Annotated in this window: 18 protein-coding genes; 7 read left to right on the top strand and 11 right to left on the bottom strand. The window is 73.2% G+C overall.

Annotation, left to right across the window (positions count from 1 at the left end; translation table 11 throughout):
• Positions 1-93 precede the first annotated feature (93 nt).
• A complete protein-coding gene (locus DEJ51_RS27755) occupies positions 94-588 on the top strand; it encodes a hypothetical protein (protein ID WP_150260315.1) in 495 nt (164 codons plus the stop codon).
• On the opposite strand, the gene DEJ51_RS27750 is transcribed toward DEJ51_RS27755, so the two are convergent.
• The 6 genes from DEJ51_RS27750 to DEJ51_RS27725 form a co-directional block, all read right to left on the bottom strand.
• On the bottom strand, positions 578-2,548 hold the full coding sequence (locus DEJ51_RS27750) for a DUF5107 domain-containing protein (protein WP_150260314.1): 1,971 nt from the start codon (positions 2,546-2,548) through the stop codon (positions 578-580). The two genes, DEJ51_RS27755 and DEJ51_RS27750, sit on opposite strands and share 11 nt — an antisense overlap.
• 64 nt (positions 2,549-2,612) lie before the next feature.
• Positions 2,613-3,512, bottom strand: a complete 900-nt coding sequence (locus tag DEJ51_RS27745) for an arginase family protein (RefSeq protein ID WP_150260313.1) — start codon at positions 3,510-3,512, stop codon at positions 2,613-2,615.
• Positions 3,513-3,558: 46 nt separating this feature from the next.
• A complete protein-coding gene (locus DEJ51_RS35235; RefSeq protein ID WP_223835989.1) occupies positions 3,559-3,939 on the bottom strand; it encodes a hypothetical protein in 381 nt (126 codons plus the stop codon).
• A gap of 211 nt (positions 3,940-4,150) precedes the next feature.
• On the bottom strand, positions 4,151-4,915 hold the full coding sequence (locus DEJ51_RS27735; protein ID WP_150262186.1) for a hypothetical protein: 765 nt from the start codon (positions 4,913-4,915) through the stop codon (positions 4,151-4,153).
• A gap of 55 nt (positions 4,916-4,970) precedes the next feature.
• Positions 4,971-5,477, bottom strand: a complete 507-nt coding sequence (locus DEJ51_RS27730) for a hypothetical protein (protein ID WP_150260312.1) — start codon at positions 5,475-5,477, stop codon at positions 4,971-4,973.
• A gap of 104 nt (positions 5,478-5,581) precedes the next feature.
• Positions 5,582-5,836, bottom strand: a complete 255-nt coding sequence (locus tag DEJ51_RS27725) for a hypothetical protein (protein WP_150260311.1) — start codon at positions 5,834-5,836, stop codon at positions 5,582-5,584.
• Positions 5,837-5,995: 159 nt separating this feature from the next.
• Here DEJ51_RS27725 and DEJ51_RS27720 point away from each other — a divergent pair, with 159 nt between their 5' ends.
• Both DEJ51_RS27720 and DEJ51_RS27715 read left to right on the top strand, forming a co-directional pair.
• Positions 5,996-6,709 (top strand): hypothetical protein, encoded by a 714-nt coding sequence (locus tag DEJ51_RS27720; protein ID WP_223835988.1) that lies wholly within the window; start codon positions 5,996-5,998, stop codon positions 6,707-6,709.
• 24 nt (positions 6,710-6,733) lie between these two features.
• Complete coding sequence (locus DEJ51_RS27715) at positions 6,734-7,249, top strand: hypothetical protein (RefSeq protein ID WP_150260310.1); 516 nt, start codon at positions 6,734-6,736, stop codon at positions 7,247-7,249.
• On the opposite strand, the gene DEJ51_RS27710 is transcribed toward DEJ51_RS27715, so the two are convergent.
• From DEJ51_RS27710 to DEJ51_RS27695, 4 genes are all read right to left on the bottom strand, one after another.
• Positions 7,246-9,273, bottom strand: coding sequence for a prolyl oligopeptidase family serine peptidase (locus DEJ51_RS27710; RefSeq protein ID WP_150260309.1), 2,028 nt, complete (start codon positions 9,271-9,273; stop codon positions 7,246-7,248). The genes DEJ51_RS27715 and DEJ51_RS27710 overlap by 4 nt on opposite strands.
• A gap of 13 nt (positions 9,274-9,286) precedes the next feature.
• On the bottom strand, positions 9,287-10,684 hold the full coding sequence (locus DEJ51_RS27705; protein WP_150260308.1) for a M20/M25/M40 family metallo-hydrolase: 1,398 nt from the start codon (positions 10,682-10,684) through the stop codon (positions 9,287-9,289).
• 1 nt (position 10,685) lies between these two features.
• Entirely contained in the window at positions 10,686-11,519 is an 834-nt protein-coding gene (locus DEJ51_RS27700; RefSeq protein WP_150260307.1) for a M55 family metallopeptidase, read from the bottom strand.
• 344 nt (positions 11,520-11,863) lie between these two features.
• Positions 11,864-12,307, bottom strand: coding sequence for an SRPBCC family protein (locus DEJ51_RS27695; protein ID WP_033220130.1), 444 nt, complete (start codon positions 12,305-12,307; stop codon positions 11,864-11,866).
• Between the two features lie 956 nt (positions 12,308-13,263).
• On the opposite strand from DEJ51_RS27695, the gene DEJ51_RS27690 reads away from it, so the two are divergent.
• On the top strand, positions 13,264-14,295 hold the full coding sequence (locus tag DEJ51_RS27690; protein WP_150260306.1) for an Rv2578c family radical SAM protein: 1,032 nt from the start codon (positions 13,264-13,266) through the stop codon (positions 14,293-14,295).
• Between the two features lie 112 nt (positions 14,296-14,407).
• The gene (locus tag DEJ51_RS27685; protein ID WP_150260305.1) at positions 14,408-15,994 is read left to right on the top strand and encodes an alpha/beta hydrolase; all 1,587 of its coding nucleotides are present in this window, start codon (positions 14,408-14,410) and stop codon (positions 15,992-15,994) included.
• 142 nt (positions 15,995-16,136) lie between these two features.
• Here DEJ51_RS27685 and DEJ51_RS27680 read toward each other — a convergent pair whose 3' ends face one another.
• On the bottom strand, positions 16,137-16,691 hold the full coding sequence (locus DEJ51_RS27680) for an adenylosuccinate lyase (RefSeq protein ID WP_150260304.1): 555 nt from the start codon (positions 16,689-16,691) through the stop codon (positions 16,137-16,139).
• Between the two features lie 397 nt (positions 16,692-17,088).
• On the opposite strand from DEJ51_RS27680, the gene DEJ51_RS27675 reads away from it, so the two are divergent.
• Positions 17,089-18,888, top strand: coding sequence for a 3-hydroxyacyl-CoA dehydrogenase family protein (locus DEJ51_RS27675; protein ID WP_150260303.1), 1,800 nt, complete (start codon positions 17,089-17,091; stop codon positions 18,886-18,888).
• Positions 18,889-19,051: 163 nt separating this feature from the next.
• Positions 19,052-19,864 (top strand): TetR family transcriptional regulator, encoded by an 813-nt coding sequence (locus DEJ51_RS27670; protein WP_190620680.1) that lies wholly within the window; start codon positions 19,052-19,054, stop codon positions 19,862-19,864.
• Positions 19,865-20,100: the final 236 nt, after the last annotated feature.

The raw sequence follows: 20,100 nt of genomic DNA, 5'->3' as shown, positions 1-20,100 counted from the left end.
ACCACCGGAACCTGAGTATCAGCATCAATGTCAGTGCCTTCATATAGCGTGCGCACGTCAATCAGTACGTCACGCACATCGGGGGACCCACCCATGGCCCATCCGCCGCAGCCCGGCACCAACCCGTACGGACAGCCCGGTCCTTACGGTCAGCCTGGCCCGTACGGTCAGCCCGGCCCGTACGGCCAGCAGCCGCCGCAGGGACAGCAGCCTCAGCAGTGGTCGGCTCCGCCGCCGGCGCCGTCCCGGCGCGGTGGCAAGGGCGTCCTGAAGATCCTCAAGATCATCGGCACGGTGGCCGTCCTCATCGCCGTCGGCATCGGCTACCTCCTGAGCCAGGACGACGCCGACCACGCCGAGGCCGGCGACTGCCTGAAGAACAACGGGACCCAGATCTCGCCCGACCTGCAGGTGGTCGAGTGCGGCGGCGCCACCGCCGAGTTCAAGGTGGTCCAGGTACACCAGGACACTCTGGACACCGCCAAGTGCGAGGGCATCTCGGACGCCGGCTACCAGGAGCAGACCAGAAGCACCCGGCGCTCTTCGGGCAAGAAGTTCGTGCTCTGCATCGACGAGATCAAGAAGTAGGCGGTCGCATGCTGAAGTCGTAGCGGGCGGGCAGCGGGCAGTCGGTGAGGGTGGACCAGACCACGGCGAGGGTCTCCTCCCCCTCCCGCAGGTCCGGGAGTTCGAAGCCGTCCTCGAAGACCCGGCGGGCCGCCCGCACATGGCCCTCGGCGGCGAGCAGCCGGGCCGCGAGGAGCCGGAAGCGGCCCTGTTCCCGCAGGGCGGGCCGCAGCCGGTCCCAGACGGCCCGGGCCTCGGGCAGCCGGCCCACCGCGAGGAGGGCGGCCATCGCCTCCTGGCCGAGCGCCGACTCGGCGGCCGTCCACGGCTCGCTGCCCCGGCTCTCCACGGCCAGGTCCTCGAAGGCCGCCGCGAAGCCGTCGGCCGCCCGCTCCGCGTCGCCCGCCAAGGCGTCCGCCACCGCCAGGCAGCGCAGCAGCGGCCACCGCGACGGAGCCAGCGCCAGCCCGCGCTCCCAGCTGCGTACCGCCTGGGCCACGTCCCCCGCATGCCACTGGGCCACGCCCAGGTGGTACTCCGTCAGGGGGTCCGCCGGGGCCGTCTCCAGCATGTCCCGCCAGTGCGCGGCGACCAGGCTCGGCCCCGGCGGGACCACCCGGCGCGGGGCCGGCAGGACGCCCGTGCGCCAGAGCTGGAGCCACGGCTCCTGCTCCTCCCCGAGCAGCTCCTCGCCGAAGGGCGTGCCCGGCAGCTCGAAGCGCCCGCACAGCAGTTCCAGCGCGCCCCAGCCCGAGCCCTGGGCCAGCCGCTCCCCCGGCTCGGTGTCGGCGCGGCCGCGCCACGCCTCGTAGGCCGCGTCCACCCGCTCCCGCGGCAGTACGGCGTCCAGCGCGCCCTCGGCCGCGCCGCGGGCCGCCGCCCAGTCCGCTCCGTGCACCCGCGCCGGATCCGCCGACAGCGGCCCGTACGCCTCCAGCCAGCTGAACTCCGCCCCGCCCTCCAGCCGTACGTGCTCCAGCTGGGTCCGGGCCAGACCCGCCTGGATCTCCGCGTAGCCGCCGGTGCCCGGTTCGGTCAGCCAGTCCTGCCAGCGCCGGCCGCCACCGCCCGCGCCCCACACGAACAGCTTGCGCCCGCGCAGCCGCGCCGTGGACGTCTGCACGAGCCCGTGCCCGGCGGCGTCCAGGGAGGCGATCCAGGGCCGGGCCCCGTCCGGGACCTCGTAGAAGAAGTCCGCCGGGTACTCGCCGCGCAGCGGGTACGTACGGTCCGCGCCCTCCCATTCCGGCACGGGGACGCGGCGCAGCGCGCGCTCGTAGCCGAAGTGCCACGCCTCGTCGGCGGGGGCGAGCACCCGGGTGCCCTCGTCCTCCGGGACCGCGATGTTGGACCACCAGTACACGGGGGCGGGCCGCTCGTGCGGGTTGCGGACGCGGACGCCCACGTAGAGGAACTCCGAGTCCTCCGGCAGCCACAGGTCCACCTGGAAGGGCAGGTCGCGCAGGCGTTCCCACTCCCACAGCCGGACCATGTCGCCCCCGTCCGGGGCCGGGACGAGCGCGGCGTGCACCGGGGCGCAGGACAGGGTGGTGTGCCCGGTGGCGCCGGTGTTCCACTCGATGCCTCCGGAGAACCAGGCACCGTTGAGCGCGAAGTTGGCGGGCTGGAACACCGGGTTGCGGTAGAGGAGTTCGCGGCCGGTCGGCAGGTGCACGAGCGAGTGGACGCGCCCGCCCAGGCCCGGGAGCACGGTGACCCGCAGGTGCTCGTTCTCGATGACGATCGACTCGAACTCCCGCTCCACGCGCTCCCGCCCGTACCCGTCGCGGATGCGTACGGGCAGCAGCGAACGCAGTGGCTCGTAGCCGATCTGCCGCGCCATGTCGCGCGGCATCCCGTCGCGCGCACGCTCGTCCAGGGTGTGCGCCTCGTCGGGCGCGCGCAGGGCGGGCAGCGGGTTGTCCGCGCCCAACGGGGCTGCGGGGAGGGACAGTACGGCGCGTCGGACGGTGGTGGCCATGAGGAAATGGAACACGCCACGGCGGCCGGTGCACAGGGGTTCCGCGGATCACCACCGGTCAGGATTACGCAAAGGCGCCTTCGACCAGGTCGGCGAGGAGGGCGCCCGCACGTCCGTCCGGATCCAGGTCCGGGTCGTAGATGGTGACGTTGAGCCCGGCGCAGCGCGGCGAGCCCACCAGGACGGCGAGGAGTTCGGCGAGTTCGCCGGGGAGCAGACCTCCGGGGTCGGGGCTGTCCACGGCCGGCATGACACGCGGGTCCAGCACGTCGGCGTCCAGATGCACCCAGAATCCGGCGGTGTCCGGCGGGTGCAGCCCGTCGAGCGCCGCCCGGGCCACCGGCCCCGCGCCGCGGGCGCGGATCTCCCCGACGGTGGCCACCGGGATCCGGGCCGCGTGCAGCTCGGCGAGGTCCGGGTCGCCGTCGCGCAGCCCGAAGAGCCGTACGTCCTCGTCGCGCAGGTAGGGGCCGCGCCCCTCCAGGTCGGCGAGATCCGCCTGGCCGCGACCGGTGGAGAGGGCCAGCTCCTCGCCGCCTGCGGCGCCGACGGGCCCGTTGACGGCCTCGTTGCCGGGGTGGCGGAAGTCGGCGGAGCCGTCGATCGCGGCCAGTCCGTAGCGCCCGAGGCGGCGCATGGCGAGGGCGGCGCCGAGCTGGATGGAGCAGTCGCCGCCGAGCACGACGGGGAACTCCCCTGCCCGCAGGTGCCGTTCGATCCGGTCGGCGAGGGTGACGGTGTACGCGGCGAGGGCCTCGGCGTGGAACACGCCGTCGCCCTCCCGCCAGTCCCCGCGGTCGTAACGCGGCGGCACCACCACCCCGCCCTCGACGGCCCCGAGCCGCGCCAGCAGGCCTTGCTCGCGCAGGGCTCCGGCGAGCTTGTAGACACCCGGCACGACGCCGGGCGCGGGCGGACGCAGCCCGAGGTTGGAGGGGGCGTCGAGGAGCACGAGGGTTCGCATGACTTCATCCTGGCGCACGCCCGGCCCGGCTCGTCGTGTCACCGTTTCAACGGTCGGCGTAGTCCTCCATCAGGTCGCCGATCAGCGCGGACAGGGCCTCGGCCCGGCGTCGGTCCTCGCGCTGCGTCCGCAGGGCCGCATCGACGGCCCGCAGCCGCGCCAGGGCGGCCGGCTCCCGGTCCGTCACCTCGTCGATCAGCGGCACGGTGACCAGGTCCAGGCACTCGGTGAACAGGCGCCGGGTGGCGGGCACGGGAGCACACGGATCGGGTGCCGCGAAGGCCGTGGTCAGATACCGAACCGGGTCGGTCAGGCTCCAGCCGACCACCGTCCCGCCCTGGACAAGCAACGCCACATCGGGAGCGATGCCGATACGGGCCTCCAGCGGCTCGTCGAGGACGTCGAGGTCGCGCAGACAGGTCAGCACGGCGTCCCCGGGGGCGCGGCACAGCTCGGTGGTCGCCTCCTGACGGAAGTCCCGGACCTCGTGCCGAACGTGTCCGACTGGAACCGGTCGCGCTCCGTCACGTCCGCGTACGTCGCGATGCGCACGCAGAAGCTCCGGAAGTCGAACCGGGGGACGATGTCCAGGGGATCCCCCGCCACCGCGGCCGTCCAGTCGCCGCCAAAGGTGACCCTCACGGTCGTCGTTTCCCGTCCCCGTAGTCCTCCACATAGGTGGAGATCAGCTGGAGGAGGGCGTCGGCCCGACGCCGGTCCTCCACCTGCGTCCGCAGGGCCTCGTCGGCGGCCCGCAGCCGCGCCAGGGCGGCCGGCACACCGTCCACCAGGTCGTCGACCAACGGATCGGTAACCAGGTCCAGGCACTCGGTGAGGAGGCGGCGGGTGGCGGGGGACGGCGGCGCCGGGTCCGGGTCGATGTACCCGGTGGTCAGATACCGGGCGGGATCCGTCAGGCGCCAACCGACGACGACTCCATGCTGGACCAGGAGTGCCGTGTCTGGCGCGATGCCGACGCAGGCGTCCAACGGCTCGTCCAAGACGTCGAGATCACGCACACAGGTCAGCACGGTGTCCCCGGGAACACGACACAGCACCGTGCACATCTCGTGCCGGAAGTCCCGCACCTCATCGGCGCGCAGCCCGCCCGGCCGAATAGCGGGCGTGGCGGGAACACGACCGGAGCTCTCGTGGTAGGCGGTGACATACGGCATCTGGAACTCGGCGCCGACCAGTTCGCGAGTGTCCTTGTCGAAGCGGAAGATGTCGGGTGTGTCCCACAGCCAGTGCTGGCTGCCGAAGGTGCCCTCGACGAACCGCTCACCCTCCACCACATCCGTGTAGTACACGAGACCCACAGAGTTTCCCTCGAACCGGGGCGTGATGCGCAGCGGTTCGTCCGTCACCGTCGTGGTCCAGCCGCCGTCGAACGTCAGCTTCATGGTCACAGTCGCTCCATCCGGTCCACCCCGTCCCTCCATGGCCGTGAGCCAAGTGTCAGCACCACACACCGAGATCGCTCAGCGCAATTTCTGCGACAGCCGCGTCCCGGACATTTTCGATGTCCCGGATATAGGGCGCGACATTCGGGTGGTGCGTGCAGAAAGTGACGGTGGCCGTCAGGAGGTCGTCATCCGCCCCGCCGAGAGAAAGGACGAGGTACGACCGGACGTCCTGATCTCCGAACTCCCGTTCCGCCTCGACGAGACAGGCGAAGGCGTAGGCGAGACACCTTCGGAGGAGGGGCCCGGTCCGTTCGGACTCCGCCACCGGAAGGTCGTAGTCGATCATGCCTCGACCGTTGATCGACGTCTCCTCCTGGAGCAGGTCGAAGTACGAACCGGCGGACTCGGGCACGAGGCCGTTCAGCACCCGAGCGCCATTGGGTGTGTACGACCAGCCCCCGGCCACCACCTCTCGGAACACGGGCGGGACGTCGTCGTCCGTGAGTTCCCCGGCAGGGAACTCCGCCAGCAGCCGGGCCATCCTGTCGTTGCGTTTCATGACCATCCCTCACCGGAAACGGCGGGGTCCTTCCTTGTTTCGGCGAAAGCCCAGGATCGTTGCATCCGGCCTTCTCTAAATTCCCTGGACGCCCTTTGCTGGCTTCACCAGTTCCCGTATTGCTCCACCTTGTCGGCGATCAACGCGGTCAGGGCCTCGACGCGGTGCCGGTCCTCGGACTGGTGCGTCAGGTCGTCCTGCAGCACCCGGAGCCTGGCCAGGGCCACCGGATCCCCGTCCCGCAGGCCGTCGAACACCGGGGTGGTCATGATGTCCAGGCATTCGGTGAACAGACGCCGGGTGGCCGGGACCGGAGGAGCCGGGTCGGGGGCGGCGAAGCCGCTGGTCAGGTAGCGCACCGGGTCGGTCAGTCACCGCAGCGCGCCAGCCATCGCCGAACACCAGTTCCATCATGGCGGCTACCTCATCAGATCTGCCGCATACACGCAAAGGGGGCACAGTAGCTTGATCGCACAATTCGATCGACACTGCCGCCGGGTGCTGACACCATCGCCCGCGTGATCACGGATGAATCGACGCGGTTGCCGCTGGTCCGCAAGGCCGCGCTCAACAACGCGCAGTGGTGCGACGCCGTTTGTCGGGCGCACGGGGTGGCGACCCGGTACGAAGGCGAGAGCCTCTGGGCCGGGGTCCGGCGGACTCCGCCCATGTATCCCGATGCCGTGACGCTCGAACCGGCCGTGCCGGCGGGGAGCGTGGTGCGGGGTGTCGACGTCGTCTCCCCCGGCTGCTCGGTGAAGGACAGCTTCGCCGACCTGGACCTGGCCGGGGACGGCTTCGAGGTGCTGTTCGAGGCGCAGTGGATCCATCGGCCCGCCGGGGCGCCGCTCCCCGAAGCCGCGGAGGAAGCGGCCGGGCTGGAGTGGTCCGAGGTGGCGGACGCCGGGGAACTGGCCGCCTGGGAGGCCGCCTTCGACGACGACGGCGGCGACCGGCTGTTCACGCCGGACCTGCTCCGCGAGGGGATCGTGTTCCTGGCCGGGCGCACGGGCGGCCGGATCGTCGCCGGGGCCGTGGCCAGCACCGGCGGGGGCGTGGTCGGCGTGTCCAACCTGTTCGGCGCCGCCTGGGCGGGCGTCCTCGGCGCGGTCTCCGCCCGCTGGCCGGAGCTGGACGTGGTCGGCTACGAGCACGGGGAGGACCTGGAGGCGGCGGTCCGGGCCGGGTTCACCCCCATCGGTCCGCTGCGGGTCTGGCTTTTCGCCCAGTGATCAACTTCGGGTGAGACTGCCGCCGTGACATCACATCAGACAAGTCGGCTCATCGGCGCCATATTCGGGCTGGTCTTCGTCGCGGCGAATGCCGGCGCCCTGCCCACGACCGCCGCCGTTCCCCTGCGCCTCCTCGCGATCGCCTCGTTCGTCTGGCTGTTCATCGCGCTGCGGCGGGCACCGGCGCCCCGCGCCGGCAGTGCGGCGCCGACGCGGTTCGGGCGGGGCTACCTCCTCGTGGTGGCCGCCGAAGTGGCCGCCGCGCTGGCCGGTTTCCTCGTCATCACCCGCGTACTGCACACCCCGCAGGCCTCGGTGGCCTGGCTCAGCCTGGTCGTCGGGCTGCACTTCTTCGGTCTCGCCGCCGTCTGGCGCATGCCGTCGCTCCGCTGGCTGGCGGCGGCGATGACCGCCTGCGGCGCCGCCGGTCTCGCACTGGCCGCCTGCGGCGCCTCGCTCGCCGTCATCGCGACCGTCGCAGGCATCGCCCCCGGCGTCCTGCTCCTCGGCTCCGTCTGGTGGAGCCTGCGCACGCCTTAAGCCGTCCCCAGTTCCAGCCGCGGGACGTCGGTGCGTTCGATGCCGAAGACCTGGGCGTACAAAGACAGTTCGGCCTCCAGTGCGCGGACCATGGTGTCCGCCCGGCGGAAGCCGTGGCCTTCGCCCTCGAAGGTCACGTACGCGTGCGGCACCGGAACCGGCCGGTCCCGCAGGGCGTCGAGCAGCCGCTCCGCCTGGGCCGGCGGGCAGACCGGGTCCTCCAGGCCCTGGAGGAGGACGAACGGCGCCGTGATCCCGTCGGCGCGGGCCACCGGGGAGCGCTCGCGGTTGATGACGGCCAGGGTCTGCGGCGGCCCCGCCAGGCTCTCGACGTAGCGGGACTCCAGGTCGTGGGTCTCCCCGGCGAAGCCCAGCAGGTCCAGGACCGGGTAGATGATCGCGGCGCACGCGTACAGGTCGGTGGCGGCCAGTGAGGCCGCCGCGGTCCAGCCGCCCGCGCTGCCGCCGCGGATGGCGAGCCGGGCGGGATCGGCGGTGCCCTCGGCGGCCAGCGCACGGGCGACCGCCGCGCAGTCCTCCACGTCCACCACGCCCCACTGCTCGCGCAGCCGCTCCCGGTAGGCGCGACCGTAGCCGGTGGAGCCGCCGTAGTTCACCTCGGCCACACCGATGCCGCGCGAGGTGAAGTAGGCGATGTGCAGGTCGAGTACGGGCGGCACGTGGTCGGTGGGGCCGCCGTGCGCCCAGATCACGTACGGGGGCAGTTCGTCGGCCGCGGCCCGGCAGGCCGGGTGGTGCGGCGGGTAGACGTGCGCGTGGATGTGGCGGTTGTCGGGGCCGAGGAAGGTGCGGCTCTGCGGCTCCGGGTAGTAGGCCGGATCCACCGGGTCCGGGCGCTGCCCGCCGACCGCCCGGGCGTGTCCGGTGGCGGTGTCCAGCTCGACCACCTCGTACGCGCTGCGCGGGCTGGCGGCGACCCCGTAGACCCGGGTGCCGTGCACGGCGAGGGTCGGCTGCCAGGCGGTCCACGGCCCGGCGGCGTCCACCAGGTCGCCGCTCTCGGGGTCGAGGATGCCGAGCACCTCGGAGCCCTGCCCGTGCAGGACTGCGACGAGCCCGGCCCCCGAGCCCGCCGCGTGCGGGGTGTCCCCGGGCAGCGGTGCGAGCCAGCGCAGCCCCGGCTTCCACAGCGGGCCGCCGAACTCCTCCTCCCGCGGGCAGAGGTTGATCGCCCAGCCGGTCCGCGGGTCCACGCCGTACGGGTTCCACCAGCCGCCGCGGTCGCTGACCGCGAGGAGGGTCCCCTCGGCCGTCCATTCGACCTGGGCGACGGCCTCGTCGGGCCCGCCCAGCACCGTCCGCGCGTCGGAGAGTTCCCCTTCCCCGGTGACCTCGGCGACCCGCAGCTCGGTACCGTCCCACGGCATCAGCGGGTGGTCCCAGACCAGCCAGGCCGCCCGGCGGCCGTCCGGGGAGAGCCGGGGCCCGGTGGTGAACCGGTACCGGTCGTGCGTCAGCTCCCGCACCGCGCCGCGGTTCCCGGCCGCCGAGCCGTCCAGCGGTACGGCGGCCAGGACCCGGCGCACATCGGTCGGGCCGGGCCCGGTGAACTCCTCCAGCACGCACCACACCTCGCCGCCGCGCAGCACCGGGTCGGCCCAGCGCAGGCCTCCGCCGGTCCGGGAGACCGGGGTGAGGGGCCGTGGCTCCGGGCTGCCGGGGGCGTCGGGCTCGTACGCGTACAGCCGCTGGTCGGCGAAGTGGACGAAGACCAGCAGGGGTCCGCCGTCGGGCCGTTCGGCGCCGGCCCAGGGCAGGCCGCCGTACTCGGTGACACGGCTGCGTACGTTCCACGGGGCGGGCAGTTCGGTGATCTCGGGCCCGCCGTCGGCGAGGCGGCGGCGCACCAGGGTGCGGCGGCCGGCCTCCTCGGGCCGGGGTTCGGTCCACCACACCTCGGGGCCGATCGTGCCGAGGTACTCGGGGCGCCCGTCGAGGGAGGCGGCGAGGCCGGCGTCGATGGGTGAGGGCCAGCTGCCGTAGGGCCGGGTCGTCGCCGTCATCACCGGGCCCCGTTCACAGGGTCCGCAGCGCGCGGTCGAGGACGCGGACGCCGAAGTGCAGGGCCTCGACCGGCACCCGCTCGTCCACGCCGTGGAAGAGGGCCCAGTAGTCGAAGCCGGGCGGCAGCTTCAGCGGGGAGAAGCCGTAGCCGGTGATGCCGAGGCGGGAGAACTGCTTGGCGTCCGTGCCGCCCGCCATGCAGAAGGGGATCACGTGGCCCGCCGGGTCGAACCGCTCGACCGAATCCCGCAGGATCCCGAACGTCCGCCCGTCCACGGGGGCTTGGAGGGCGACCTCGCGGTGGTGGAACTCCCACCGGACGTCGGGGCCGGTGAGGGCGTCGAGGGTGGCGGCGAACTCGGCCTCGCCGCCGGGCACGGTCCGGCCGTCGACGTAGCCGGTGGCGTGCTCGGGGATCACGTTGAGCTTGTAACCGGCGCTGAGCATGGTCGGGTTGGCGCTGTTGCGCACGGTGGCGCGGACCAGGGCGCCGGCCGGACCGAGTGCGTCGAGGAGCTCGTCGACGTCGACGCCGGGCCGGCGCGGGTCCACCGACAGGCCCTGCAGGGCGGCGAGTTCGGTGATGCAGGCGGTGACGGTGTCGGTGAGCCGGACCGGCCACGCGTGCTCGCCGATCCGCGCGACGGCGGCGGCGAGCCGGCTGACCGCGTTGGCCCGGTTGGGCTTGGAGCCGTGACCGGCGGTGCCGTGCGCGGTCAGCTTCAGCCAGGCCGTGCCCCGCTCCCCCGCCGCGATCGGGTAGAGGGCGCGGCCGCCGGGGCCGTCGTGCACGGTGAAGGCGCCGGACTCGCTGATGCCCTCGGTGCAGCCCTCGAAGAGGTGCGGGTGGTGGTCGGCGAGGAAGCCGGAACCGTCCACCGCGTTGTCCTCCTCGTCCGCGGTGTAGGCGATCACGATGTCCCGGCGCGGCTTCACCCCCGCGCGGGCCCAGGCCCGTACGACGGCCAGCACCATCGCGTCCATGTTCTTCATGTCGACGGCGCCGCGCCCCCAGACCACGCCGTCGCGGACCTCACCGGAGAAGGGGTCCACGCTCCAGTCGGCGGCCTCGGCCGGGACCACGTCGAGGTGGCCGTGGACGAGGAGGGCCTCGGCGGACGGGTCGGCGCCCTCGATCCGGGCGACCACGTTGGTGCGGCCGGGCGTGCGCTCCAGCAGGAGCGGCTCCAGGCCGGCGGCGGCGAGGCGCTCGGCGACGTACTCGGCGGCGGGGCGCTCGCGGCAGTCCCCGCCGCCCCGGTTGGTGGTGTCGATCCGGATGAGGCCCGAGGTGAACTCGACGGCCTCGTCGAGCGCCACCGTGTCCACCACGTCCGCCCGGTCCGCCCCTTCCACCGGATCCGCCGCGTCGACGGCTCCGGCGGGGATCTCGGCGTTGATTGCGCACATGTCAGCCATACTGCTCCTCCACGGCCGCCGAGACGACCGTCGTGACCGCTTTGAAGGCCCGGATCCCGTCGTACATGGTCTCGCTGGTGTACGCGACCTTGCGCTCGCCGGACCGCTCCACTCCGGGGACCACCGTCGCGGACATGGCCAGGTGCGCGGCGTCGAACTCCAGCTCCACGGCGAAGGGGCCGCCGCGGACCGGATCGTGGCGCACGGCCAGGGCGGCGGCCTCCTTGGCGGCGGCCCGGATGTCGGCCGCGGTACGGGCCGGGGTGCGGCACACGGCGGCGTAGCGCGAGACGTGGTCCTTGACGGCGACGGTCGCGGCCCGGGGGGCGTATCCGGCGGCGTCCACGCAGGTGAGGTCGTCACCGGTGACCAGGATGACGGGGACCCCGTACTCGGCGACGACGTGCGCGTTGAGCAGGCCCTCGCTGGCGCGCGTCCCGTTGACCCAGACTCCGGTGATGGAGTTGGCGAGGTAGGTGTGGGCGAGGACCCCCTCGGAGCCGGCTCCGGTGTGGTAGCCGACGAAGGCGACGCCGTCGACGTCGCCGTGCTGGACTCCTTCGACCATGGAGAGGGTCTTGTGGCGGCCGGTGATCATCTCGGCGCGGGCGTCGAGCTTCTCCAGGAGCAGGTTGCGCATGGTCCAGTGCGCCTCGTTGATGAGGACCTGGTCCGCTCCGCCGTCGTAGAAGCCGAGGACGGCGGCGTTGACGTCGGAGGTGAACATCGCGCGGCAGCGTTCCCACTGCGGTGTTCCGGGCAGCACGTCCGCGGGCCAGGTGACGCCGGTGGCGCCTTCCATGTCGGCGGAGATGAGGATCTTCATCGGGCCCCCGGGCGGTCGGTTGCGCTCAGGGTGCCACCCTAGCCGCCGGGGCCGTCGTAGGCCGTGGGGCACACGCCCCGGCGCGGCGCGCGGTCCCGCGCGGCGCAGTCCGGTCCGGTCCGGCGCATGGACCCGGCGGCCCGGCGCAGTCCGGTCCGGCGCGGCGCATGGACCGTGCGGCGCGGCGCGGGGCGATCCGTGCCGCTTCCGTGCCCGGCGGCGCCCCGTCGTCCGCCGGCCCTCGCGCCGGCCGCCCGCCCGCGCGCGGCCTACGAACCGTCGGCGCGTCGGGTTCACCCGATCCGGTGAGGCCGTCGGCCCGGCCCCACCGTCAACACCGTTGCTCAGCGCTCCACTTCGGTGGCCAGGTTCTCCAGCACGGAGTCGTAGATCCGGCCGAGGCCCTTGGGCGCGAAGGTGCGCTCGAAGAATCCGCCGATGCCGCCGGCGCCGTTCCAGACGGTGGTGACCACGGCCTTGGACTTGCCCTCACCGGCGGGGGTGACGCGCCAGGTGGTGACCATGGAGGAGTTGCGGTCCTTCTCGACCAGCTCACCGTCGGTGGGCTCGCTGACCTCCAGCAGGCAGTCGCGCACGCGCTTGCTGGTGGCCTGGAGCTTCCAGTGCACCAGGGTGCCCTCGCCGTCGCCGCCCTCGCGCACCTCGTACTCGCTGAAGTGCTCGGGCAGCAGCTTCTTGCGGGTCCCGGTGTAGTCCGCCAGCGCGTCGAACACGGTCTCCGCGTCAGCCGCGATGATCCGCTCCGTGGTGGCCTCGACCTGCGCCATAGCTGTTCCTCCAGCAGTTGTGTCCGCTCGTCACGGCGAAGCCAACCACCTCCGGGGCGGTGGCCCAAATCCGGGTCAGACGTGGCGGCGGACGCGCGCGAGCGGGCTGCCGTACGGGAGGCCGGCGGGGGAGGCCCCGCCCGCCGCCGGCCGTCGCGCGCACGGCACGGTGGGCGGACAGGGGTTCTGGTCGCCCACCAGGCACCGTGGGGTGCCGGACCGCCCGGTCGGCGCCGAAGGCGAGGAACTCCTCCCGGCTGCGCCCGCCGTCGATCCTGCGAGGGGCGGCTTCGCTGCGGAGGAGGGCGCCGAAGCTCCCGTATCCGGGCGGCCGGACAGCCCGGCGGCCCACTCGCGGACGCGCGCGGGGGCGGCTCCGCGAGGCGCCTCTCCCCGTCCGTCCGCGCACCCGGCTTCGGTGCCGGCACCGCTGTCGTGCGCCGTTCCCGGCACACGACGGGCCGGGCAGGTGCTGCGGGGTCACCTCGCGCCGGCGGTCCGAGACGGTGCCGTCGAGTTCGGCGGCTCGCTTCTGCGGCGCTTGTGCGGCTCGCCCCGCCGAGCACTCCGTGCGGCCCGGCCCCACATCTGCACCAGCCCGCTCGGCTCGACCTCCGGGTGCCGCCGCACAACGGATGGTCGTCAAGGATCCGGGGACCCGTTTCGGGATCCGGTTCGAGACCGGGACGGACCGGGCAGCCGATGCCGTCCGCACCGCCGGCGATCCGCCACTGGTCCCAGGTCCAGGGTTCGTCCGCGTGGGGCCGGTGCCGACCGACCCCGAAGGGCGCCGTCTCCTCGCCGACCGCTCCCACCATCCGCTCGCGCACCTCGCCCGGAACCGTCACCCTTCGTGCCCCACCACGCCGCACAGCCTGTCGCAGCCGACCACCATCCCGCACGATCATGGGAACGTTTGTTCTATTCTTTCGCCGAGCTAGCGAGGGAGGCGCACCATGCGCTGGGACAACCTGACCGGGGGCCCGACGGGTCCCGCCGCGCTCTTCGGGGCCGACGCCGTCGTGACCCGGACCATCGACACCCCCGAGTTCCGGGGGATCACCTTCCACGAGGTACGCGCCCGGTCGATCGTCAACCGGGTGCCCGGCGCCTCGCGCATGCCGTTCGAATGGACCGTGAACCCGTACCGGGGGTGCAGCCACGCCTGCGTGTACTGCTTCGCCCGCAAGACGCACAGCTACCTCGACCTCGACACGGGCATCGGCTTCGACTCGCAGATCGTCGTCAAGACCAACGCCCCCGAGCTGCTGCGCCGCGAGCTCGGCTCTCCCCGCTGGACCGGCGCGCACATCGCCATGGGCACCAACGTCGACTGCTACCAGCGCGCCGAGGGGCGCTACCGGCTGATGCCGGGGATCATCGAGGCCCTGCGCGACCACGCCAACCCCTTCTCGATCCTGACCAAGGGCACCCTGATCCTGCGCGACCTCCCCCTCCTGCGGGAGGCCGCCGAGGTCACCGACGTCGGCATCTCGGTCTCGGTCGGCTTCACCGACACCGGGCTCTGGCGGACCGTGGAGCCGGGCACCCCCTCCCCCGCCGCCCGGCTCGGCGCCGTACGGGCGCTCACCGACGCCGGGATCGAGTGCGGGGTGCTGATGGCCCCGGTGATCCCCTTCCTCGGGGACTCCCCGGAACAGCTGCGGGCGACCGTACGGGCCGTGGCCGAGGCCGGCGCGACCTCCGTGACACCCCTGGTACTCCATCTGCGGCCCGGGGCGCGCGAGTGGTTCACGGCGTGGCTGGGCGCCCACCACCCCCACCTGGTCACCCGGTACGAGCGGATGTACGCGGGCGGGTCGTACGCGCCCACCTGGTACCAGCGCCGGATCACCCGCCAAGTCCACGAACTGGCGGCCGAATTCGGCATCGGCCCGGCCCGGCGGGGCGAGGCCCGCAGGATCGTCGTACCGGAGCGTCCGGACGGTGCCGCACCTGCCGGAGCCACCCAGCTCAGCCTCCTGTGACGGCCGGCGCCGCCTGAACGGTCATCACATCGGGCCAATCGGGGGCCCAATCCCGTCTTCCGGGCGTGGTTTCCGGGACGATTCCGCCCAGAACCCTCGGCTGGGAGGCCCCATGCTCCACCCCTTGAAGAAGCGCGCCGCTGTCCTGCTGTCGATCTCCACCGTCGCCGCCACGGTCGCCGCGGCCCTCGCGAGCCCGGTCACGGCGGCGCCCGCCGCCCCGGCCGATCCGGCCGCCCGGGCGCAGGCCGCGCTGCGCTGGACCGGCTGCAAGACCCCGCGTTACCCGACCCTGCAGTGCGCGTCCCTCAAGGTGCCTCTCGACCACGCCCGGCCCGACGGCCGGCAGATCACCCTCGCCCTGACCCGGGTCCCCCACACCGGCCCCACCTCCCAGGGCCCGCTGCTGGTCAACCCCGGCGGCCCCGGCGGCAGCGGGCGCAGCCTGGCCGGTTTCATCGCCTCCGCCCTGCCCAAGGAGGTGGCCGCGCAGTACGACGTGATCGGCTTCGACCCGCGGGGCGTCGGCAAGAGCGAGCCCGCCCTGGACTGCGCGGCCGGGCACTTCAAGCCCGCCCGGCCCGACTCCGTCCCCATGGACGAGGCCACCGAGCGGGCCAACCTGGACCGGGTGCGTTCCTTCGCCGAGTCCTGCGGGACCAAGCACGCGGACGTGCTGCCGTACATCGACACCGTCTCGGCCGCCCGGGACATCGAGGCGCTCCGCGCCGCCCTCGGCGCGGAGCGCATCAGCTACTTCGGCTACTCGTACGGGACCTACCTGGGCGCGGTGTACGCCAAGCTCCACCCGGGCCGCGTGCACCGGCTCGTCCTGGACTCCGTGGTCGACCCCGGCGGGGTCTGGTACGAGGACAACCTCGCCCAGGACCACGCCTTCGACGCCCGCCACAAGGCCTTCCTGGCCTGGGTGGCCCAGTACGACGCCACCTACAAGCTCGGCACCGACCCGGCGGCGGTCGAGCGGGCCTGGTACGCGATGCGGGACGCGCTGCGGGAGAGTCCGGCGGGAGGCAAGGTGGGCCCGGCGGAGCTGGAGGACACCTTCATGCCGGGCGGGTACTACAACGGCTACTGGCCGAACCTGGCCGAGGCCTTCGCCGCGTACGCGGTGGCCAAGGACCCGAAGCCGCTGGTGGCCGCCTACGAGCGGTTCGGTGCGGTGGAGCCCTCCGCGGGCAACGGCTACAGCGTCTACACCGCGGTCCAGTGCCGGGACTCGGCCTGGCCGAGGGACTGGAACCAGTGGCGTGCGGACATGTGGCGCACCCACGCCGAGGCGCCGTTCATGACCTGGAACAACGCCTGGTACAACGCGCCGTGCGCGTTCTGGCCGACGGAGCCGCTCCAGGCCCCGGACGTGACCAACGCGGATCTCCCGCCCGCCCTCCTGCTCCAGGCGACGGAGGACGCGGCGACCCCCTTCGAGGGCGCGCTCAGCATGCGGGAGAAGCTGAAGGGGTCGGCCCTGCTGGTGGAGGAGGGCGGCGGGAACCACGGCATCGCCCTGAGCGGCAACAAGTGCCTCGACGAGAAGGTCGCGGCCTATCTGACGACGGGCCGGGCGTCGGACGCCACCTGTCCGGCCCAGGCGGCTCCCAAGCCGACGACGGCGACCCGCGCCGTGCCGGCCTCCGCCGGCGGCGCGGCCCTGCACGGCCTCCTCGGCTTCCGCGGCTGACGCCTGCCGGGCCGGGCACCGGGGCCGGACCGCGGGCCGGGAACCGGCGCGGGCCGACCCCGGCCCGGCCGGCGGCCCGGACGCCAGGGCCCGAACTCCTGGTCGAGGTAGAGGCCTTCGCCGTCGTTCCGGAAGAGACGGCCTAAGCCGGGAGCCCGCGCAGGGCGGCCGTCGCCGCCACCGCCAGCCGGGGGTGGGCCTGGGCGCGGGTGAGGAGTTCGCGGGCACGGGGGTCGGCGAGGGCGCCGAGGCCCTCGACGCAGGCCAGGGCCACCCGCCAGTACGGGTCGTGCGGGGACAGCAGCCGCGCCAGGGTGACCATCAGGGCCGGTACGGACTCGGGGGCGCGCAGCGCGGTGAGCAGCCGTACGGGCTGCATCGCGTAGGCCGTGCGCAGGCTGTTGGTGGCCAGGGCCGCCGCCGCGCGGGCGGTGCGCGGGTCGTCCAGGACGGCCAGCGCCTCGGCGGCGGCCGCGCAGCGGGCCGGGTCCCGGTGGTTGAGGAGCAGGACGAGGGACTCGAAGGCGCGGCGGTCTCCGGCGAGGCCCAGCCGGTACGCGGCGAGTTCACGGGCCCACAGGGGCAGTCCGGCCGACGTCAGGGAGGCGGCGAGAGCGTCGGGGGCGGCCGTGAGCAGCACCTCGTACTCGGGTGACGGTCCCGCCTCCGCCCGCAGGCGCTCCAGCACGTCGTTCACCCGGCCACCCTAGGGGGACGGGGAGGTCGCCGTGCCGGGTTTCGGGACATCGGGACCGCCGGTTGATCGATGATCGATGATCGGTACATTTGGGCGGTACAGGTCACATCTCCGCGCTCTGGCGGACCAGTTACCGGCGAGTTACTGTCGTTTCAACACGTACGAGGGCGGCCTGGTGACGCAGCCGCCTCGTGCCGGTCGGTTCGTTTCTTCGCGGTGTGGCCCCGGGACAGGGTTCCGCCGTTTCCGCCCCAGGGACTCGTTCCCCCGTGGGCTTTCTCCCCCTCGGCCCCGCTCACCACGGGTCCTTCACCGCACGGCTCTTCCGTACGGCATCCGCGCGCGACGTGCGCCGCGCGCCCCCTCAGTCGTCACCCTCTTCCACTGGAGTCCCTCGATGGACCGTCAGTCCAGTCAGCCCACCCTCCAGACCATCGCCGTCGTCGGCCTCGGCACGATGGGCACCGGCATCGCCGAGGTCCTCGCCCGGGCCGGCCGCGAGGTCATCGGCATCGACGTCAGCGAGGCCGCCGCCCACCGGGCCGCGTCCGCCCTCGCCGCGGCCACCGCGCGCGCCGTCGCCCGGGAGCGGCTCTCCGAGCAGGAGCGGGCCGACGTGCTCGCCCGCTTCCGCACCTTCACCGACCTGGGCGCCGCCGCCGAGGCCGACCTGGTCATCGAGGTCGTCCCCGAGTCGTACGAGATCAAGCAGCAGGTGTTCCGCGAGCTCGACGCGATCGTGCGGCCCGACGCCATCCTGGCCACGGGCACCAACGCCCTGTCGGTGACGCGCCTGGCCGCCGAGTCGCTGCGTCCCGAGCGCGTGCTGGGCCTGCACTTCTTCAACCCGGCCCCGGCGATGAAGCTGGTCGAGATCGTCTCCTGCGTCCTCACCGCCCCGCCTGCCGTCGAGGCGGTCACCGAGCTGGCCCGCGAGCTCGGCAAGGAGCCCGTTCCGGTCGGCGACCGGCCCGGTTTCGTCGCCGACGGCCTGCTCTTCGGCTACCTCAACCAGGCCGCCGCCATGTACGAGGCGCGGTACGCCTCCCGCGAGGACATCGACGCGGCGATGCGGCTGGGCTGCGGGCTGCCCATGGGCCCGCTCGCGCTGCTCGACCTGATCGGCGTGGACACCGCCCGTACCGTCCTGGAGGCCATGTACGCCTCCTCCGGCGACCGCCTGCACGCCCCGGCCCCGATCCTGGGCCAACTGGCCGAGGCGGGCCTGACCGGGCAGAAGTCCGGCCGCGGCTTCTACACGTACGAGGCGCCGGGCAGCTCGGTGATCGTCCGTGACCTGCAGACCCCGCTCGACGGGTCCCTGGTCGGCAGCGGCCGTCCCGTCAGCTCGGTCGGCGTGGCCGGCTCGGGGACCATGGCGAGCGGGATCGCCCAGGTCTTCGCGCAGGCCGGCTACGACGTGGTGCTCGCCGCCCGCAGCCAGGAGAAGGCCGAGGCCGCCAAGGCCGCGATCGGGAAGTCCTTGGGCCGTGCGGTGTCCAAGGGCCGCCTGACCGAGGAGGGCGCGGCCCGGACGCTGGACCGGATCACCCCGGCCGGGTCGCTGGACGCCTTCTCCGAGGTGGACCTGGCCGTGGAGGCGGTCGCCGAGGACCTGGCGGTCAAGCAGGAGCTGTTCGCGGCCCTGGACAAGGTCTGCAAGCCCGGCGCGGTGCTGGCCACCACCACCTCCTCGCTGCCGGTGATCGCGGTCGCCCGCGTGACCTCGCGTCCGCAGGACGTGATCGGCATGCACTTCTTCAACCCGGCCCCGGCGATGAAGCTGGTCGAGGTGGTCCGGACCGTCCTGACCGCCGACGACGTGCACGCCACGGTCCGCGAGATCTGCCTCAAGGTGCGCAAGCACCCGGTGGACTGCGGCGACCGGGCCGGTTTCATCGTGAACGCGCTGCTGTTCCCGTACCTCAACAACGCGATCAAGATGGTCGAGCAGCACTACGCCGACATCGACCAGATCGACGCGGCGATGAAGCTGGGCGGCGGCTACCCGATGGGCCCGTTCGAGCTCCTGGACGTGGTCGGCCTGGACGTCTCGCTGGCCATCGAGAAGGTGCTGCACAAGGAGTTCCGGGACCCGGGCCTGGCCCCGTCCCCGCTGCTGGAGCACCTGGTCGCCGCGGGCTGCCTGGGCCGGAAGACCGGCCGCGGATTCCGTGAGTACGCCGCCCGCCGGTAATCCGTCGGGCCACGAGCCGGATGCGTGGGGAGGGCTGCTCGGGCCCGCCGGACCCTCACGGCGGGCCAACCCTCACGAGCCCAGTGCGGGCTCTCCCCCGCATCCACCCCTCTCCCACCCCCCGCGGGCGCGCACCCCTGCACGAATGAAGTACTTTCGCTCTATGTCCCAGCCCGCCAAGACCTCGCCCCGCGCCGCCACGGCCTCCGACACGCCGGAGAGTCCGGCCGGCACCAAGGCGGCCGCCCAGCGGCTCAGGATGCGCCGTGAACTCGCCGCCGCGGCCATGGAGCTCTTCGCGACCAAGGGGTACGAGGCGACGACGGTCGACGAGATCGCCGCGACGGCCGGGGTGGCGCGGCGGACCTTCTTCCGGCACTTCCGGTCCAAGGAAGAGGCGATCTTCCCGGACCACGACGACACCCTGACCCGCGCCGAGGCCGTTCTGGACGTGGCCCCGGCGCACGAGCACCCGCTCGACACGGTGTGCCGCGGGATCAAGGAAGTCATGAAGATGTACGCCGCCTCGCCGGCGGTGTCGGTGGAGCGCTACCGGCTGACCCGTGAGGTGCCGGCGCTGCGGGAGCGGGAGATCGCCTCGGTGGCCCGGTACGAGCGGCTGTTCACCCGCTACCTGCTGGCCCATTTCGACGAGCACGACCACCACGACGGCAACGACGACCCGCTGCTGGCCGAGGTGGCCGCCTCGGCGGTGGTCACCGCCCACAACCACGTGCTGCGGCGCTGGCTGCGCGCCGGCGGCCAGGGGGACGTGGAGGCGCAGCTGGACCACGCGTTCTCGATCGTCCGGAAGACCTTCGGTTCGGGCATCGGCGCGGGCCGCACCCTGGGCTCGGCGCCGGCCGCGCCGGCGGCCGTCCGTACGGAGGGCGAGGTGCTGGTGGCGGTGGCCCGCACCGATGCCCCGCTGGACGAGGTCATGCGGACCATCGAAGAGGCACTGCGCGCGAAGTAGTCGCACCCCGGCCACGGCCGGGGTGCCCTCGGTCACAGCGGCCGCTCCCGATCCGGGAGCGGCCGCTTTTGTATGTCCGGCTTGCCCCTACTCGCGGGTAACTCTGATCGATCATCGCTCATCGGTGCAGGTCAATCGGCAAATGAGAGAAAGTTTTGGCACGCGGTGCCTTGCCGGGTGACACGGGGTGCCATACGTTGAAGTCGTCCGGATGTCCCCGCGACCCTCGCCCACAC

Origin of the sequence: Streptomyces venezuelae, assembly GCF_008642275.1 — a bacterium.
In the GTDB taxonomy this organism is placed as follows: domain Bacteria; phylum Actinomycetota; class Actinomycetes; order Streptomycetales; family Streptomycetaceae; genus Streptomyces; species Streptomyces venezuelae_E.
The sequence above is the reverse complement of the archived record's forward strand: the minus strand, read 5'-3'. Positions and strand labels throughout refer to the sequence as shown.